The sequence below is a fragment of the Bacteroides sp. AF32-8BH genome, from assembly GCF_003435205.1.
In the GTDB taxonomy this organism is placed as follows: domain Bacteria; phylum Bacteroidota; class Bacteroidia; order Bacteroidales; family Bacteroidaceae; genus Bacteroides; species Bacteroides ovatus.
Map to the genome: position 1 here is coordinate 49,324 of NZ_QVLZ01000030.1, position 16,611 is coordinate 65,934.

At 40.2% G+C, this 16,611-nt stretch carries 13 protein-coding genes; 9 read left to right on the forward strand and 4 right to left on the reverse strand.

Annotated features, from left to right (window positions below; translation table 11 throughout):
- Positions 1–15: 15 nt before the first annotated feature.
- The 9 genes from DWZ47_RS20120 to DWZ47_RS20160 all read left to right on the forward strand — a co-directional run bounded on the left by DWZ47_RS20120 (position 16) and on the right by DWZ47_RS20160 (position 9,371).
- A complete protein-coding gene (locus DWZ47_RS20120) occupies positions 16–567 on the forward strand; it encodes an RNA polymerase sigma-70 factor (protein ID WP_004305689.1) in 552 nt (183 codons plus the stop codon).
- Positions 567–1,421, forward strand: a complete 855-nt coding sequence (locus DWZ47_RS20125; protein WP_004305691.1) for a FecR family protein — start codon at positions 567–569, stop codon at positions 1,419–1,421. Before DWZ47_RS20120 ends, DWZ47_RS20125 begins: the two co-directional genes overlap by 1 nt.
- Positions 1,422–1,442: 21 nt before the next feature.
- On the forward strand, positions 1,443–2,987 hold the full coding sequence (locus DWZ47_RS20130) for a carboxypeptidase-like regulatory domain-containing protein (protein ID WP_117514401.1): 1,545 nt from the start codon (positions 1,443–1,445) through the stop codon (positions 2,985–2,987).
- A 61-nt stretch (positions 2,988–3,048) separates the two neighbouring features.
- The gene (locus DWZ47_RS20135) at positions 3,049–3,225 is read left to right on the forward strand and encodes a DUF4250 domain-containing protein (protein ID WP_004302174.1); all 177 of its coding nucleotides are present in this window, start codon (positions 3,049–3,051) and stop codon (positions 3,223–3,225) included.
- 199 nt (positions 3,226–3,424) lie between these two features.
- A complete protein-coding gene (locus DWZ47_RS20140) occupies positions 3,425–3,964 on the forward strand; it encodes an RNA polymerase sigma factor (RefSeq protein ID WP_117514403.1) in 540 nt (179 codons plus the stop codon).
- 4 nt (positions 3,965–3,968) lie between these two features.
- Positions 3,969–4,313, forward strand: coding sequence for a hypothetical protein (locus DWZ47_RS20145; RefSeq protein ID WP_004305697.1), 345 nt, complete (start codon positions 3,969–3,971; stop codon positions 4,311–4,313).
- A gap of 33 nt (positions 4,314–4,346) precedes the next feature.
- On the forward strand, positions 4,347–4,904 hold the full coding sequence (locus DWZ47_RS20150) for a hypothetical protein (protein ID WP_004305707.1): 558 nt from the start codon (positions 4,347–4,349) through the stop codon (positions 4,902–4,904).
- Positions 4,905–4,952: 48 nt separating this feature from the next.
- Positions 4,953–7,709: an outer membrane beta-barrel protein gene (locus DWZ47_RS20155; RefSeq protein ID WP_117514405.1), complete on the forward strand. Its 2,757-nt coding sequence runs from the start codon at positions 4,953–4,955 to the stop codon at positions 7,707–7,709.
- Between the two features lie 90 nt (positions 7,710–7,799).
- Positions 7,800–9,371: a ClC family H(+)/Cl(-) exchange transporter gene (locus DWZ47_RS20160; protein ID WP_117514407.1), complete on the forward strand. Its 1,572-nt coding sequence runs from the start codon at positions 7,800–7,802 to the stop codon at positions 9,369–9,371.
- Positions 9,372–9,456: 85 nt separating this feature from the next.
- On the opposite strand, the gene DWZ47_RS20165 is transcribed toward DWZ47_RS20160, so the two are convergent.
- From DWZ47_RS20165 to DWZ47_RS20180, 4 genes are all read right to left on the reverse strand, one after another.
- Complete coding sequence (locus DWZ47_RS20165) at positions 9,457–11,409, reverse strand: LruC domain-containing protein (RefSeq protein ID WP_233525080.1); 1,953 nt, start codon at positions 11,407–11,409, stop codon at positions 9,457–9,459.
- A gap of 176 nt (positions 11,410–11,585) precedes the next feature.
- Entirely contained in the window at positions 11,586–12,419 is an 834-nt protein-coding gene (nfo, locus tag DWZ47_RS20170) for a deoxyribonuclease IV (protein WP_117514411.1), read from the reverse strand.
- 200 nt (positions 12,420–12,619) lie between these two features.
- On the reverse strand, positions 12,620–15,241 hold the full coding sequence (locus DWZ47_RS20175; protein ID WP_182281633.1) for a DUF4962 domain-containing protein: 2,622 nt from the start codon (positions 15,239–15,241) through the stop codon (positions 12,620–12,622).
- A 34-nt stretch (positions 15,242–15,275) separates the two neighbouring features.
- Positions 15,276–16,544 (reverse strand): sugar MFS transporter, encoded by a 1,269-nt coding sequence (locus DWZ47_RS20180; RefSeq protein WP_032849332.1) that lies wholly within the window; start codon positions 16,542–16,544, stop codon positions 15,276–15,278.
- Positions 16,545–16,611: the final 67 nt, after the last annotated feature.

Here is a 16,611-nt window from a genome sequence, read left to right on the forward strand (position 1 = left end):
TAAAGAAAAGCAAGTATGCTGGATGAACTGCTCATACTAAAAAAGATAAAGGGAGGTGACATAAAAGCGTTTGAGGAACTCTTTCGCCGTTACTATTTTCCTCTTTGCTGTTATGCGGCAGGCATTACCGGGCAAATGGAAGTGGCTGAAGAGATTGTGGAGGAACTTTTTTATGTACTTTGGAAAGAAAGGGAGCGCTTACAGATCTTTCAGTCCGTTAAAAGTTACTTGTATAGAGCGACTCGTAATCAATCTTTGCAGTATTGCGAACACGAGGAAGTTCGGAACAGATACCGTGAAACTGTATTGACTACTTCCAACCCAGAGCAGTCAACAGATCCTCATCAACAGATGGAGTATGAGGAATTGGAGAGATTCATAAATGGAACCCTTGAAAAGCTGCCGGTTCGCAGACGGAGGATTTTCGAGATGCATCGTCTGGAAGGGCGGAAATATGTCGAGATAGCGACGCAGCTTTCGCTTTCTGTTAAGACAGTAGAGGCTGAAATGACAAAAGCCCTCCGGACATTACGAGAAGAAGTCGAAATTTATATTCACATGAAGTGATGAAAACAGATATTTATAAAATAAAGACAGATCAGGCGTGGAATCGATTGTATAATCGCTTGGACAATGACCGTTTACTTGCGAAAGTGGATGAAGGCCACCATACACGCAAATATTCACAATGGATCAGGTACGGAGCAGTTGCCGCCGTTTTGATAGGCGTCATTTGGGGAACTTTGTATTGGGTGACCGGTTCTGATAAAGAACTGGCACAGCATCTTCTTACACAGGAAAATCAAGGTGTTTCCACTTTGGCAACGACTCTCGAAGACGGTTCTGTCGTACTCTTGGCAAAAGAAACTTCCCTGTTATATCCGAAACATTTTATTGCTGATAAACGGGAAGTGAGTCTACAGGGAAATGCGTTCTTTGACGTAGCAAAGAAGCAGGGACAACCCTTTTGGATTGACACGGAGCAAGCTAAGATTGAAGTGCTAGGTACTGCTTTTAGTGTGCAAAGTGATGAAAATGCTCCGTTCCGTTTATCCGTACAAAGAGGGATAGTGAAGGTTACTCTAAAAAAAGGAAATCAGGAGTGTTATGTAAAAGCGGGGGAAATGGTAGTAGTGCGATCACAACGATTAGTCGTTTTGGATACAGATAAGGAGAATGAAGAGTGGGGGAGCTTCTTTAAGCATATACGATTTAAAGATGAATCGTTAGCGAACATTCTGAAAGTCATGAATTTGAATTCGGATAGTTTGCAAATACAAGTTGTCTCACCGGCATTGGAGGAACGTCGGCTGACTGTCGAATTCTCTGACGAATCTTCTGAAGTTATAGCTAATCTGATAGCTAATGCGCTCGGTCTGCAATGTATCCGGCAAGGAGATATTCTTTTATTATCGGAATAGAACTCATTAAAGTTGGGAAAAATGAAACAGTCTTATCATTATCTGTCCGTTCTGCTGATACTCTTCTTCTTTGTCGATATGATGAGAGCGGATGGAAGTGATGTGCTGGAACGTATAGTCAGACTTCCCAAGATAAAAGGTACTGTTTATTCATTGTTGAGTGATGTCTCTCAACAGTCGGGATATATGTTTATTTATGATAGTAAAGTCATTGATATAGATGCAGTAGTGAAGATAAAGGGAGGCGAACGTTCCATTCGTCAGGCAGTGTATGACATCGTAGGAAATACCAGTCTGGAGTTTCAAGTGATGGGCACTCACATCCTGATTACTCTCCCTTCGGAGAAAAAGGTACGTGTGCAACAAGATTTTGTTCCGGAACAGATAACAAACTTTGTCATTATCGGTACTTTGCTGGATAAGGAGACAGGAATACCTATCTCTTCTGCTACTGTTGGAGTGCGAGGAACATCTATTGGCAGTATAACGAATCAGAATGGAGATTTTAAACTGTCTTTACCCGATTCTTTGAAAAATGATTCGATTACTTTTTCTCATATAGGTTATCTTTCACAGGACATAGAGTTTGCTTTGCTGATTGGACGGCACAATATACTTAGTCTCGAACCTAAAATTGTCCCTTTGCAGGAAGTGGTGATTCGTCGAAGTGATCCAAAGAAACTTTTGCGTGAAATGATTGAGCGGCGGAATAAGAATTATTCGCATACTCCGGTATATCTGACTACTTTTTATCGTGAAGGAGTTCAGTTGAAAAACAAATTTCAAAACTTGTCGGAAGCTGTGTTTAAGGTTTATAAGACATCCTTATATTCTTCTGTACCGGATCAGGTGAAGCTGTTGAAGATGAGTCGGCTAAGTAATGTAGAAGCAAAAGACAGCTTGCTTGTAAAAGTAAAATCCGGAATTCAGGCTTGTATCCAGATGGATATCATCAAAGATATGCCCGAGTTCCTGACTCCTAGTGTAGAGAAGGGTATTTATGACTATACTTCAGAAGGAGTAACATTTTTAGAGGACCGATTTGTAAATGTGGTGCATTTTGAGCAGAAAAAGGGAATCAGCGAACCTCTTTTTTGTGGAGAGCTATTTCTTGATTCCGAGACAAGTGCTCTATTGCAAGCCCGTCTGGAAGTTCATCCTGTATATGTGAAGAATGCGGCAGGTATGTTTGTCGAAAGGCGTACGCGTAACGTGCGAATGATTCCTCAAAAGGTGGTATATACAATTTCTTATAAACCGTGGCAAGGGACTTATTACATACACCATATCCGTGGAGATCTTCATTTCAAAGTGAAACGGGTAAAAATGCTGTTCGGCAGCCGGGATCTTCATATCTGGTTTGAGATGATTACTTGCAAGGTGGATACCGAGCAAGTGGTCGTATTTCCCCGTACAGACAGATTGCCCACCCGTACCATCTTCTCTGACACCTATTTCAAATATGATGAGAACTTCTGGAGGGACTTCAACGTGATCCCATTGGAAGAGGAAATCAGTAAACTGATAGAAAAGATCTCTTTGAAGATAGAAGAAATAGGTGATTGATTTGTTTTGTTATTCAATGAGATTGCTGTACCTTTGCATCCGGTTTAAAAGATTGTATGTTATGGAATTACCAAAAGATCCGATGATGTTGTTCAGCGTCATCAATATGAAGTTACGTGATTGTTATTCTTCACTTGACGAACTTTGTGAAGATATGAATGTGGACAAGGATGAATTAGTGAATCAGTTGAAAGCCGTGGGCTTTGAATATAGTGTGGAACACAATAAGTTCTGGTAATCATTTTCTTGTTTACAACTTATAGATAAACTACTAAAAGTGCCTTCATCGCCTTTACAAAGGATATGGAGGCACTTTTTATATCTTATGTGCAGCTTCTCTCTTACTCTTTCTTGTTAATAAAAGCAAAATGCGGATTCTCGTATTTAACTTCCCCGCTCTTCTTCGTTCTAACTAATAAAGCTCAGAAAAAGAATTGATGATAAACGAGAATAAAATTCGTGAAGCTTGTGCCTCGAATCGCGAACGGGGATTCAAGATGTTGATGGACTCTTTTCAGGTACCGATATATAATTATATCCGTAGACTGGTCATATCTCATGAAGATGCGGAGGATGTGCTTCAGGAAGTCTTTATCCGGGTGTTCCGGCATATCGATCAGTTTCGCGAAGAAAGTTCACTGTCAACCTGGATTTACCGGATTGCCACGAATGAGAGTTTACGCTTGCTGAACGGTCGTAAAGATGAGGGAGTTGTTTCTGCAGAAGATGTTCAGGAAGAGTTGATGGGCAAGTTGAAGGCTTCCGATTATATTGATTATGAAAATGAGCTGGCAGTGAAGTTTCAGGAGGCCATTCTAAGTTTGCCTGAAAAGCAACGGCTTGTATTCAACTTACGTTATTACGATGAACTTGAATATGAAGAGATTGCCTGTGTACTGGATAGCAAAGTGGATACACTAAAAGTGAATTACCACTATGCGAAAGAGAAGATTAAGGAATATATATTAAACAGATAGAATGATGAAAAAGGATTTTGATTTTGACGATATTGGTAAACGGACACCTTACCGTACCCCCGATGGATTCTTCGAGGATGTGCAACGAAAGGTGATGGAACGCGCCGGAGTGAAGCAACAGCGGAAATCTCACATGAAGCTGATTATTTCTACGGTGATTACCATGGCGGCAGTATTGATCGGATTTTTGTTTGTTCCATCTTTGAGACAGGCAGATGAGGTGAAAACGTCTTCTTCGAAAGTATTAGCTAATGGTACAGAATCTGTAGATAAATGGATTAAAGAACTATCGGATGAGGAGTTGGAAGAGCTCGTCAGCTTCTCTGAAAATGATATATTTTTGAATTAAGTAACTCAATCAATTATTTTAAACGTGAAGATTATGAAGACTAAATTTATTTATGTAATTATGGCCGTCCTCCTGATGGGAAGCCAGATGACTTTGTCTGCACAGAATACGGATAACAAACAAAAAAAACAGCGTCCTACACCAGAACAAATGGTGCAGATGCAGACTAAACAAATAGTAAAAACATTGATGTTGGATGATGCAACGGCAGCTAAGTTTACTCCGGTATACGAGAAGTATCTGAAAGAATTGCGTGAATGTCGTATGATGACTCATAAGGCGAGAACAGAGAAAACTAAAGGACAAGGCACAGACGCTAAGAAAGAACGTCCGTCCATGACTGATGACGAGATTGCGACCATGTTACGGAACCAGTTTACTCAAAGCCGTAAAATGCTGGATGTTCGTGAAAAGTATTACAATGAATTCAGCAAGATACTTTCGCAGAAGCAGATTTTGAAGATTTATCAGCAGGAGAAGATGAATGCTAATAAGTTTAAGAAAGAGTTTGACCGAAGAAAAGGACAGAAACCGGGACAGGGACATCACCAGGGGCAAAGATCTCGCGCTCCACGTCCGGACCAGAAATAAATATTAGGTTTATTTTATTATAGTTTTATTTTACTAAATCAACACAATTTGAACATAGACAGCCATATTTATTCTTTTCAGTACCGTTTGATTACTTGTTATGTCTTGTTACTGATTAGTTTGACTGTTTTTGCTCAGTCCGGCAAAGAGCGTTTTTCCGGTCGTGTGATTGATACTGAAACCTATCAGCCGGTACCGTTTGCTACGGTCCGGCTTTTAGCTTTACCGGATAGTACATTGTTGGGCGGCGGCGCTACGGATGCTATCGGTAAATTTCAACTTTCCGTTTCCATTCCTAATCATGCAATTAAAGCGAAGTCTTTATTATTACAGGTGTCATATATCGGATATAAGCAGGTTTTTCATCCCATTTCCATTTCCAGCAAAAGCTCTTCTTACGAATTGGGGGATATAAATCTGACTCAGGAAAGTTATGCTTTGGATGAAGCAGTGGTAGTAGGGCAGGCTCCAATGGCGGTGACAGAGGGGGATACAACGGTATTCAACGCTTCTGCCTATCGTACTCCCGAAGGCTCAATGCTTGAAGAATTGGTAAAACAGCTTCCGGGAGGTGAAATAGATGCAGACGGTAAGTTGCTGATACATGGCAAGGAAGTAAAAAAGATTTTGGTGGACGGTAAAGAGTTTTTCTCTGATGATCCGAAAGCTGCTCTTAAAAATCTTCCTGTGGAGATGGTGGAGAAGTTAAAAGCGTATGAACGTCAATCGGATTTGGCACGTCTTACGGGAATAGATGACGGAGAGGAAGAGATGATTCTGGACTTGTCTGTGAAAAAAAATATGAAACGGGGCTGGATGGAGAATTTTATGGGAGGATATGGAAGTAAAGACCGTTATGAATTAGCCAATACCTTGAACCGTTTTCGTGAAAACTCTCAATTAACCATTATCGGGAATCTGAATAATACCAATAACCAGGGATTCTCGGAATTACAGAATGAATCTTCCAGTTCAACAGGCAATATCCGTAGCCGGATGGGACTGACTACCTCCCGCTCATTGGGGCTTAATGCGACTTATGATTGGAAGCGCGTTAAATTACGTTCAAATATTCAATATGTCGGCACCGATCGTTTGGAAGATAGCCGTACCACAGTCGACAACTTTCTCCGGGAAGATCAATCAATCAATCTTGGCACGAGTCATAGCCGGCAACAGAATCATGAACTGGTAGCCAATGCTTCTCTTGAATGGAAAATGGATTCTGTTACTACATTGATTTTCCGTCCTCAATATCGTTTCGCAGCCAATGACAGAGAGAATAATGGTTTTCAGGAAGGGTGGGGGAATGATGTGTTGCTGAATGAGAGAGAGTCCTCCGGCACTAATCATAATTCTCGGTATAATCTGGCACTGATGTTGCAGCTTAGTCGGAAATTGAGTCGTCTGGGGAGAAATGTTGCTTTGAAGGTAGACTATGGTACTAATGCTTCAGCTACGGATCGGACGAACCTTTCTACTACCCAATACTTCAAAAATAATACGAAGAAGATTCAGAATCAGAAAATAGAGGATGATGTTGACGGGTTCAATTACCGGGTGCAGTTGGTGTATGTAGAGCCATTACCGTGGCGGCATTTCCTGCAACTGCGTTACAGTTATCAGTATAGAGTGAATAATTCCGATCGCTTTGTCTATGACTGGGATAAGGAATTGGAAGAGTTTGCTCCTGATTTTGATGAAGAATCCAGTAACCGTTTTGAGAATCAATATAGTAATCATTTAGTAAATCTTGCGATACGTACCTCGCAAAAAAAGTACAATTATAATATTGGTGTTGATTTTGAACCTCAAAAGTCTGTTAGCCATTCATTGTTGAGTGATGCTCCCGAAGATCAGTTGGAAAGATCGGTCGTGAATTTTTCGCCTACTGTCAATTTCCGCTATAGGTTTTCAAAACGCACCCGTTTGCAAATTGTGTATAGGGGAAAAGGGAAACAGCCTAATATACGTGATCTCCAACCTGTGACCGACCGTATCAACCCTTTGAATATCCGTGTCGGAAACCCTTTGTTGAAGCCTTCATATATGAATACTTTTACGCTGAATTTCAATTCTTATAATACCAAACATCAGCGAAATATGGTAGCTACCGCTTTGTTTGAGAATACCATTAACAATGTAACCAATCAGGTGACTTATGATAGTGAAACCGGTGTACGAACTACATCTCCGGTCAATATGAATGGTAATTGGCGGGCTATGGGTTCTTTTTCTCTCAATACCCCTTTTAAGAATCGTAACTGGATATTTCGTACTTACTCCTATCTGCAATACCGGAATCAGAATGGCTATACAACCTTGAACAAAGAAGAACCGGTGAAAACTTCCGTACAGCATTTAACGGGACGTGAACGTCTACGGATTACTTATCGTACCCGCCAAATGGAACTTACAGGGCTTGTTGGTCTGACTTATAACAATTCTTATAATGACGTACGGGAGAAACGTACTGAAACTTTTGATTATCAGGCAGGAACTGAATTGCAGCTTTATCTTCCCTGGGGGATGGAGTTATATAATGACCTGACTTATTTCCTTCGTACCGGATATGGTTATGAGGGTTATGCCAAAGCAAATTTCATGTGGAACTGTCAGCTGTCAAAAGCCTTTTTGAAGAGGAAACAGTTACTAATCCGCTTCAAAATATATGATATTCTTCATCAGGACATTTCTATGATTCGCACGATAACCGCTACTGCCATTCGTGACACTGATTATAATGCACTGGGTTCTTACTTTATGGTGCATGCTATCTTTCGTTTGAATATGATGGGAAAATAATTAGAAATTAAATCTTCATTAGTTTGAAAACCACAGCAGGGTTTTGATTGTTGTATGTCCTACGTATAAAAACAATGTAAGGCTGGCTGAATGTTTCGACTGATAAAAATGATAAAAGATAAAGGTCGTTGGCGCATTTTTAAACTGAAGTTGATTGATGCCCGACTGTACTTTGTCAGTATCTTCGTAGGATTACTGACAGGACTTGTGGCTGTGCCTTATCATTACCTATTACAGTTTTTCTTTAATCTCCGTCACGATTTCTTTGATTCTCGTCCCAAATGGTATTGGTACATACCTCTTTTTCTTTTGATGTGGGGAATACTTGTATTCGTATCCTGGTTGGTAAAGAAAATGCCGCTTATTACCGGTGGGGGTATTCCGCAAACACGTGGAGTTATCAATGGCAGGGTTGATTATAAACATCCTTTTCTGGAATTGGTGGCAAAGTTTGTAGGTGGAATACTTGCATTAAGTACTGGATTGTCTTTGGGGCGTGAAGGTCCCTCCGTGCAAATAGGTTCGTATGTTGGATATTTGGTATCCAAATGGGGGAGGGTGCTTAGTGGTGAACGGAAACAACTATTGTCTGCCGGCGCCGGTGCCGGGTTAGCTGCTGCTTTTGCTGCCCCATTGGCTTCATCATTGTTGGTGATCGAATCTATCGAGCGGTTCGATGCACCTAAAACAGCTATTACCACTCTTTTGGCAGGAGTAGTGGCAGGTGGAGTTGCCAGTTGGATTTTCCCGATCAATCCTTATTTTCATATTGATGCTATTGTACCGGGGATGACTTTCTGGGGGCAAGTGAAATTGTTTCTTTTGCTGGCAGCAGTGGTTTCTGTCTTTGGAAAGTTCTTTTCTGTCACCACTCTTCAGGTGAAACGTATTTACCCTGCTATTAAGCATCCGGAATACGTGAAGATGCTGTATTTGCTTTTTATCGCTTTTCTGATTTCTATGGCCGAGTTTAATCTGACCGGAGGAGGGGAACAGTTCTTGTTATCGCAAGCTATGCATCCGGACACACATATTCTCTGGATTGTCGGCATGATGTTGTTGCATTTTGTTTTTAGCACTTTTTCTTTTTCTTCGGGTTTACCGGGAGGAAGTTTTATCCCGACGCTGGTGACGGGAGGACTTCTTGGACAAATAGTGGGATTAATTATGGTTCAACAGGATGTTATTGCTTATGAGAATATTAGCTATATCATGTTGATTTGTATGTCTGCATTCCTTGTTGCAGTAATCCGTACCCCTTTGACAGCTATTGTACTAATAACCGAGATTACGGGGCATTTGGAAGTCTTTTATCCTTCTATTGTTGTAGGAGGATTAACTTATTATTTTACGGAAATGCTTCAAATCAAACCGTTCAATGTTATTTTGTATGACGATATGATTCATTCGCCTGCATTTAAGGAAGAACCGCGTTACACATTGTCTGTAGAAATAATGAGCGGCTCTTATTTAGACGGGAAAATAGTAGATGAACTTCGTTTACCGGAGCGTTGTGTGATAATTAATGTTCATCGTGACCGGAAGAATTTGCCTTCTAAAGGGCAGACATTAATGCCCGGCGATCAGGTGCAAATAGAGATGGATTCGCAGGATATAGAGAAACTGTATGAACCTTTAGTCAGTATGGCGAATATTTATTAAGTGTCTGGCTCTTATCCTTTGATATATACAAAAATAGCTGAAAGAGAGATTCTTCCAGCTATTCTTGTTTCAGTATATTAAGTACTTATTTTTTCTTATACCAATCGGTGTTTGTACCATATTTAGCCCAGTCTATAAATTTAGGATAGATTTCGCTGATAGACTTCTTCTCGTTTTTATCGAAGTTCTTTAGTTCTGCAATATCATTAGCATTGGCATTTGACAAATAGAATGCAAAAGGATAAATATTCTCTTGATTCGATACATAGTAAATGCCTTCATTAGGTTTAGAACAGTCTTCATATTGTCCGAAGAGAGAAGTATCGACTTTAGAAGTTGGTTTCTTCATAGGACAATGAACTTCCAAGCGATTACCTTCTTTGCTAGGACGGTATATGAATGCATCGATTGATGTTTCCTGCTTTTTATTCGAGTTTTTATCTCCGTATTTGAATGTTACTTTATATTCGGCATTTGGGTTTGTTTTAACATTATCTGTCAATATGATTGCATTGCTTTCACGAGTAAATTTGTCAGCTCCCGAAGCTACAGTAAAGTCCTTTTCATTTTCTTTTCTAATAAAGTATTCAGTTGACTGTGCATTTCCCTCATTTGAAAGAATGAAACCTAATCCGTTAGTGAATACAGTCGATTTATTATATAAAGTTTTAAATGTAAATGACTCGCTTAAGATTTCATTGAATATATTGAATACTTTTTGATAAGTATACTGAACCAATACGTCATTCATATCGTAATCACCAGCTTTAGGCCATTCATCTTCAAATGCGTATACACCTGTCTTTTCAATAGTTGTATTTAAGTCTTCATCTACAGGAGGAACATTAGTGATTTCAGGATTGGCTTTTAATGAGAATACAACATCTGTAAAATTCTGATCATCCATGAAATCTTCAAAGGCGATAGCAATGTTACTGTTTTTATCTTTAAACATAGCTGTACGTACATCTATACCGCTATTAACTTTAGTACTAAATCCTTTTGTGGAACTGGCATAAAATCCTTCGGTTAGAGTATAACTGTTGAAACCTGTAAAATAGGTGTTCCATGCGTTGCAAGCGAGAATAAAACCAATGTAGTATCCTTTGGGGAAGTTCTTGCCTTTTGGATATTCCGGATCATCAAAATATTTTAGTTGTACAGCTGTACCTTCTTTTATACCTTGGGGAGAGGCTTGAAGGCTTCCATTATTCCAGGTCATTTGAGTATTGGGGAATACAGCATATACTTTTACGTCTTTCAGACTGGCAGGAGCTTGATCGTATCTGTAATAGTAGTAGCCTAATGAACTGTTCCAACAGGTCCATCCTCTTAATGCAGTTAGTACTACGGCTGTTTCATCTTCCTCTACATATAAGTCGGCTTGAGTACGATATTCCTCTGGACAACTTCCTAATGTATTCAACACCTTGCTTACAGTAGTACGTAATTCGTTCATTTCAGATTTACTTAAAGTGAGCTTAGGATCATTACCTTTATAAGCATAATCAATAACTCCACTGCGATCGTCGAATGAACCGAGATTAGTATTCCAACCTAGATTATTAAACCGATTTCTATCAAACCGGGTTGACTCTCTGTAGGATGCTCTGGTAGTAAGTTGTTCATCTGTGTCTGATACTTTCAAAACACCGTTAACTATTTTTCCAGGGATTGCCTGTCTGGCAAAAGGTGATGTAGAAACGATATACACATTAGATACATAAGCCGGCAATTCAACCGTTGCGGTGAATTTACCTTGTTCATCTGTCCATGCACCATCTAATGCCTGAACGTTTTCTTTTAGAATGGTGGTGTTTTCACCTTCAATCAATGGATTTCCATCATAAATGGAAAAAGGAACTCTTGATTCGGAATTGGAATAATCAATTTCTACTTGTACTTTTTGTATAGTAGAAAAATTAGAGGTGTTAATTTCTGCCCCTGGAGCTTCTTGGTATAAGTCTTTATCACTATCCACACAACTGCTTATACCCACTACAATTACCATTGTGCATGCTAACCAAAATCTTCTCATATTTAATAGTTTTTGTTTATGCGATACTTTAGTTCGTTTTGTTTTTAAAAGAAACCCGTAAGTTCTTTGAAGTTCAAAGGCTTACGGGTACAAAGATATATATAATATTCAACACAACCATAAAATAGTTGAATATTTTTTCAAAATATGTTCTATAACTTGTATTTTCTAATCTTTTATTCTATACTTCTTAACCATGCAATTTCTTCTTTCCATTTACTTTCATCCGGAGTTTCGAGTATTAACGGTATATTATCAAATCTGGAATCTTGCATTAATCTTTCAAAAAAAGCTTTGCCAATCAATCCTTTACCAATGCTGTCGTGGCGGTCAACATGGGTGCCTAATGCTTTTTTAGAATCATTCAAGTGCATACCACGGAGGTAGTTGAATCCGACTTCTTTATCAAATACATCAAATACTTTATCATATTCATTGACAATATCGTAACCAGCGGTATAGGTATGGCAGGTATCGAGACAAACACCTACCCGGTTCTTATCGTTTACCCGATCAATGATATATTTCAATTGCCAGAATTCGCTTCCTAAATTACTTCCTTGTCCGGCAGTGTTTTCAATAACGGCTGTTACACCCTTTGTTTTCTCTAAAGCGAGATTAATGCTTTCTGCGATAAGTGACAGACAATCTTCTACCGATACTTTATTGAGAGAACTACCAGGATGAAAATTTAAAAGTTTCAATCCAAGCTGTTCGCAACGTTGCATTTCATCCAGAAAAGCGGCACGGCTTTTTTGAAGTCCCTCTTCCTCCGGATGCCCCAGATTGATAAGGTAACTGTCATGTGGAAGGATATATTCCGGTTGGAAAACATATTTCTCACAATTCTCTTTGAAGAGACTGATACTTTCTTCTGTTAGAGGTTTACTTACCCATTGACGTTGATTCTTGGTGAATAACGCAAAAGCATTTGCTCCTATTTCGTGCGCATTAATGGGTGCGAACTCTACGCCACCAGAGGCGCTAACATGTGCTCCGATATATTTCATTGTTCTTTCTTAATTTATTTTACTCTGCAAATATAACGTTTTTAAAGGAGTATATGTTTGTAGAGAGAACTCTTCTTGGTTACAATTCATAGGATCATGTACTTTATACTCTGTTCTTTATCTTTTATTCTCTATAAAAAATATCCCGTTATTCAATTTATAGAAAATTGAATAACGGGACAGTTTTTTGGGGGGAGAGATTAAATCTCAAAATCCGGTAAATAGTCTGTCAGGACTTTATTAACCTGTTTCCCTTTTACCTGATCTGTTACCGTCGTTGCACCTTCCTTTTTACCGGCATCGTAGTTTAAGGAAACTTTCTCCACTTTATTACTAACGTGAATAGCGGCTTTTCCTTTTTCCGTAAGGTTGCAAGTGATAGTCCAGTCACCTACTTGAATGATATTGCCTTTGCGAACTACCTGCATATCCGGACGGTTGTCTCCATGTGTATCCATCACAGTCAGGAAACGGGCGGTTTTGCAAGGAACAGTTGTAGAAGAGAAATGCCAGTGATTAGAATATTTCACTGCTTTTCCTTGTGCATTCGTCACATTTTTCCAGTTGGTCGGAGCACAGAAGAAAGTATCTACCATTGCCTGTTCCGTTTTTGCCGAACTGAAAAGATGGGCAACAGAGATACCGCCAGCTTTATTCCTTCCGGTTACTTTCACCTCATCGGTCAGTTCCTGTATTTCCATCGGTAATTCTACAGTATGTAAAAGGTAACTCCATGTAACAGCCTCCTTTCCTTCCAGTTCATCATAAATCACGAAAACTCCGGTACTTCCCAGTTGGATGATATGACGGCGGAACATATTCAGTTTGTTCTCATCCCATCCTTTTTCAGGCGTATATTGCGTACCGGATAGTTCTCCACGTTTCAGCCATAGGGGAGAAGTCACTTTACCATAAGCATTGGAAGCATCTCCTACCATATAAGCGATTTTTTCTCCTTCATACCAACGCGGAATCCAGCCATATCCTTCCGTTCCAATCTTTTGAGTCATTCCATTTACCAAAATGCTGTTGTGTGCACGGGTGTTACGGTAAGAATACATACAATGATCGTCCGTAAAACCTGTACGATGTCCGCTGCTGTAAAAAATGGCTTTACCTCCATAGAATGTATTAAAAGCATTCTGATTGGCCAGTGCATGGGAAGTGGAACCATAAGAACTGGAGCGGAACGATAACATGGCATTCTTATCTATATCTCCCAAAGAGGTATTCATCGTACCGATTCCCGTTTCATTGAATACTTTCGCCATGGGTAGTTCGGCAAGAGTATGTCCTTCTTTGGGGAGAACTTTCTTGGTTGTACAACGATACCAGGTCAAGTCTCCAGATTTTCCGAGGAAAGTTTTTTCCATGATATCCGGTTCCTTTTGCAGAATGGTACGTACATAAGCAGCCGCCCACGGATTATTACATTCACGTGCCAAGGCATCCGCATAACCTACTCGTGTACCGTTCGGCTTCATTTTGCTTTCATGTGAATTGCCTTGTCCTGCAGATTTTGAGAATGGAGGCTGCTGGTAGATGACGTAAAATGCATTGTTGTTATACCACGGATCGGCGAAGAAATCGAATCCGCTGATACGGGAGTAGAAAGCGGGAACTTCAATCAATGTGCGAAGATTGACCTGGAAATAAGAATCACCATTGTGCCATCCTCCATCCGCGTTGAGGCCCGGCAGACGGGATACCCATTCATTGTAGCAATAATCCACCCAGGTGGAAGCCATCGGGAGTTCGCCATACGTAGCAAATGCCGCCATATTCAAGATACGGAAAGTCATTTGCCAGACATGATTATCAGCAATGCGGTTTTCCAAGTGATTGACATATTCATGATAGAACTTCTTTCCATTGTCACGAATCGTTCTTAGGAGTAGTTTTCTCTCATTCGGAGTCAACAGATTGTACCATGCATCATACGCTGAAGTGCTCATGGACAGAATAGTAGAACGATTGAAATCTCCAGCAAAGTACTTACTTTTTTTCCAGGAAAGAATTTCGGAAAGACGCTTAATGCCTTCTTTGTAGTATACCTCATCTTTCGTTAGCAGGTAAGCGCGTACCATGGCTTCGATATTTGCTTCTTCACGGTCTACAATCTTACGACTTTCCCGAATCAGGGCAGAACGATATTGAACAATATTTGTCAACTTGACAACCTGGGTTGTATCAATTTCTTCTTCCAGATGTTTCAGCGGGTGGTTCAGGCATTTATCGGCTTTTCGGATATAAGCCTGTGCCTCCGGATTGTTTTTATTCCGTTCGATGATATTATCCCAATCTTCGGCATCAAGCAAGATGCGGGGATGAGTCTTGGGCAATTTGGTTAATACTTCCTGTAGAGAAGGAGGGTTGAATGTACGTATGTGTTCGTCTATATAAAAATGATAAACAGGTGACCATTCTTCTTTTCCTTCTTTGTTAACGTAGGCATGTTGCCAATACCATTTCCCTTTTTCAAAGAGTTTGAATGGGTTGAAAAATGCCCATTTTCTTTCGGCGGTAATCACTTCCGATTTAAATTCGGGGTCGCGTGCAATACGGATGCGGTAGGTTACTTCGGGTTTGTAGTCCTCTTCTTCAACTCCGTCCAATACAGCACCGAGGTGCGGGAACTTATCCGGCCACATAAAACGTGGGGGATTGACAGTAATATGCTGTCCGTCCAGAGGCGAAGGCGTTTCGCGGACTTCATGCATCAAGGTCTGTTGAGTCAGACGCATGATTCCTTTTTGTGCATATCCATTGGCGAATAGCAGAAGGGTGAACAAGAGAAAAATAGATATTCGTTGTTTCATCATATAACTTTGCTTTTATTATTCATCGCTTTGTTATTCAGCGTTGTTTGAACAAATCTTTCAGACGAACAGTCTTGTTATTAATCAGTGGACATGCCCAGAAACCGATAAAGGTGATATATCCTACAAAAACAAGGATAAAGAGCATACCCGTACGGAGTGATGTTGCATCTGCCAGTGTACTTACAATCATCGGACCACCGGCACCACCTACAATTGCCGAGCATAGTATACCTGCGAATGAACCGTGGTGCTGTGACGCAGAGTTCAGCGCCAATGAGAATACGATGGAATACATCATGGAGATGCTGAATCCAACAGCAGGGAAAGCAAGCATGGATACTTCCTTACTTCCGAATAATGCCGATAATAATAGGATGATCGTCAGAATTCCGGAAATTTGCAACAATCGTTTACTGTCAATTAATTTGAGCAGAATCATACCTACCAGACAACCGGCTGTCATCAATCCCCAGAAATAGCTTACGGCCTGTGCACCGTCTGTTTGTGGGTTAACTCCATGATATTGTTCCAAGAAGGTACTCATGAAGATTGAAGTTCCCTGTTCCGTACTTACATAGCAGAAAATTCCCAGGAAAAACAGCCATACATATTTCTGTTTGAATAAAGCCAGATATGAATCTTTAGACCCGCTTTTCTCGTCTTCTTTCAACTCGATCTTGGGAAAACGGGATACACCGACAGCTATCAGCATGACCAATAGCAGGATTGTAAATACCCAATAAAGAGATACCCACGGCATTTCCCGTGGAGTGACATCGGCCAACAGGTCGATAAAGAAACTCTTACCTGCTGTATATGTTGCCGGATCAAGTTCACGAATCAGATAAGTATATACCAGAGGACTTAGGAAAGAAGCAATGCCAAACATGAACTGTGCCAGTTCGGCGATAAATGCATAGTTTTCTTCTCCTCCTACGGTACGTTGGAGTGGATTCAATACCGTTTGTAACATGGCCATTCCCAGTCCGATGATGAAAGAAGAAGCCAATAACATCGGATACGTGTGCATGCAGGCAAATAGGATGGTGCCGATGAACGGCATCAGAAATCCACCGAATAATACCGGCTTTTCACCGAAACGGTCGATGAGCAATCCGGCAGGGATAGACATGATGGCATAGGCCAGGAAGAAAGAAGTCGGGATAAATCCCGCCATTGCCAGGTCACTTAGATTGAAGTTGTGGATAATATCCGGAATGAGTGGGCCTAGAATATTGGTGATAAACGAGATGGTAAACCAGAACGCCATAATCAGCGCCAGCATCCCTAAATTTTTTCTCATAATCTTAAATAGTTGATAGTTGATAAATGATAACTGATAGATGGAAGTTGATAATTAATTGATGATT

Bases quoted from the DNA above. Each gene is read 5' to 3' on its own strand.
- nfo (WP_117514411.1), bottom strand. From the start codon at position 12,419: ATGAAATATATCGGAGCACATGTTAGCGCCTCTGGTGGCGTAGAGTTC.
- DWZ47_RS20125 (WP_004305691.1), top strand. From the start codon at position 567: ATGAAAACAGATATTTATAAAATAAAGACAGATCAGGCGTGGAATCGA.
- DWZ47_RS20140 (WP_117514403.1), top strand. From the start codon at position 3,425: ATGATAAACGAGAATAAAATTCGTGAAGCTTGTGCCTCGAATCGCGAA.
- DWZ47_RS20130 (WP_117514401.1), top strand. From the start codon at position 1,443: ATGAAACAGTCTTATCATTATCTGTCCGTTCTGCTGATACTCTTCTTC.
- DWZ47_RS20150 (WP_004305707.1), top strand. From the start codon at position 4,347: ATGAAGACTAAATTTATTTATGTAATTATGGCCGTCCTCCTGATGGGA.
- DWZ47_RS20135 (WP_004302174.1), top strand. From the start codon at position 3,049: ATGGAATTACCAAAAGATCCGATGATGTTGTTCAGCGTCATCAATATG.
- DWZ47_RS20160 (WP_117514407.1), top strand. From the start codon at position 7,800: ATGTTTCGACTGATAAAAATGATAAAAGATAAAGGTCGTTGGCGCATT.
- DWZ47_RS20180 (WP_032849332.1), bottom strand. From the start codon at position 16,544: ATGAGAAAAAATTTAGGGATGCTGGCGCTGATTATGGCGTTCTGGTTT.
- DWZ47_RS20175 (WP_182281633.1), bottom strand. From the start codon at position 15,241: ATGATGAAACAACGAATATCTATTTTTCTCTTGTTCACCCTTCTGCTA.
- DWZ47_RS20165 (WP_233525080.1), bottom strand. From the start codon at position 11,409: ATGAGAAGATTTTGGTTAGCATGCACAATGGTAATTGTAGTGGGTATA.
- DWZ47_RS20120 (WP_004305689.1), top strand. From the start codon at position 16: ATGCTGGATGAACTGCTCATACTAAAAAAGATAAAGGGAGGTGACATA.
- DWZ47_RS20145 (WP_004305697.1), top strand. From the start codon at position 3,969: ATGAAAAAGGATTTTGATTTTGACGATATTGGTAAACGGACACCTTAC.